Source organism: Desulforamulus profundi (genome assembly GCF_002607855.1).
The window spans coordinates 1-1,848 of sequence record NZ_AWQQ01000104.1 but is presented as its reverse complement, the minus strand read 5'-3'; the positions used below and the strand labels follow the sequence as shown (position 1 = coordinate 1,848).

1 protein-coding gene and 1 pseudogene are annotated in these 1,848 nt (G+C 52.7%); both read left to right on the top strand.

Features of this window, described 5'->3' with window-relative positions; all coding sequences use genetic code 11:
* The first annotated feature begins 73 nt into the window (after positions 1-73).
* Positions 74-583, top strand: a complete 510-nt coding sequence (locus P378_RS15570; RefSeq protein ID WP_238473318.1) for a TIGR03936 family radical SAM-associated protein — start codon at positions 74-76, stop codon at positions 581-583.
* A 26-nt stretch (positions 584-609) separates the two neighbouring features.
* A pseudogene (locus tag P378_RS15565) lies at positions 610-1,848 on the top strand (Rne/Rng family ribonuclease); the annotation flags it as partial.

Here is a 1,848-nt window from a genome sequence, read left to right as displayed (position 1 = left end):
TGGCCTTTTCCGAGGGCTTTAATCCCCACCCCAAGTTTAGTTTTGCCGCACCGCTGCCGTCGGGGTTGCGGGGTTGGAAGAATACATGGACATGGAGCTTAAAGAGTACCTGGAGCCAGCTGAGATCGCCCGTCGGTGGAATCCAATCTGCCCGAAGTATAAAATATTAGATGTCAAAGAAGTGGTGGACCGTGCTCCTGCCCTAATGTCCAGGATTGCCAGGGCTGCCTACCGGGCGACGGCCACCCTGCCCGCCGGGTATTCGGAGGTAGAACTGAATACAGCCATTGACCACCTGATGGATCAAGAAGAAATTATGATAACCCGAGAAGTAAAAGGGAAAAGAAAAGAAGTCGACATTCGTCCGGGAATTTTTAGGCTGGCAGGTGGAGTAAAAGGGCATATACTAGAAATAAATATGGAACTTTTAATCGGCAGTACAGGAAATGTTCGTCCTGAAGAGGTTTTACTCAGGCTATCCGGGGACGGGGGAGTACCCGTTGACCCGGAGGATTTCCGTATTCGCCGTACCGCCCTGTTTGCCGAGGGTGACACTGGTCCCATCTCCCTTTGGGAGGTTTAGGGGCAGGGTAGGAGAGGAAGTCAGCTATGTTAAAAGAAATCGTGATTAATGTACAGGAAGAAGAAACGCGGGTTGCGGTCCTGGAAGACAGAGTGCTTATGGAAGTGTACATAGAGCGTTCCCAAAACCAGCGGTTGGTGGGGAACATCTTCAAGGGCAAGGTAGAAAATGTCCTTCCAGGCATGCAGGCAGCCTTTGTGGATATCGGGTTGGAGAAGAATGCCTTTCTTTATGTGGAAGACGCGCAGCCGGCCAGGAATCCGGAAGCAGCCAACCAGCCGGGTCTTAACGTGAATATCGGTGACATTTTAAAGCAGGGTCAGGAGATTATCGTTCAGATCGTCAAGGAGCCCATCGGCACCAAAGGACCCAGGGTTACCACCCATATTACGCTGCCCGGCAGGTATCTGGTTCTAATGCCCACCGTTGACTACATCGGCATTTCCCGGCGCATTGAATCAGAAAAGGAGCGGGAGCGATTAAAGGAACTGGCCGCCCGGGTAAAACCCGAGGGAATGGGTGTCATTGTCCGGACGGTGGCCGAAGGGGTGGATGAGGAAGAATTCCGGCAGGACATTCTGCTGCTCAGCAAACTCTGGCGTAAAATACAGAGCCGGTCCGCCAACAGTTCCGCCCCCAACCTGCTGCACAGGGATTTGGAACTGGTCCAGCGGATGCTGCGGGACATTTTCAGCGAAGATGTGGACCGTCTTACCCTGGATTCCCGCAGTGAATACGAAAAAACCCTGGAAATTTTGGATATGATCGATCCGAAGCTGAAGCTCAAGGTATTCCTGGATGAGCGTGAAAATATTTTTGAAGACTATGGTATTTCTACAGAATTGGAAAAGGCCCTGAAGAGGAAGGTCTGGCTCAAATGCGGGGCCTATCTGGTGATTGACCAGGCCGAAGCCCTGACGGCGGTGGATGTCAACACCGGCAAGTTTGTGGGCAGCACTACGCTGGAGGACACGGTCCTGAGGACCAATCTGGATGCGGCGGTGGAAATTGCCCGGCAGCTCCGCCTGAGAAACATCGGCGGCATCATTATTGTCGATTTCATTGATATGGCGGAAGAAGAACACCGCAACCAGGTGCTGGCTACCCTGGAGGAGGAAATCAAAAAGGACAAAACCAAAACCAATATTCTGGGCATCACCCAACTGGGGCTGGTGGAAATGACCCGCAAAAAGGTGCGCCCATCCCTGGCGGAGGTGGTGCAGAAGCCTGTCCCTATTGTGAAGGCCGGGGGAAGGTTCTTTCCG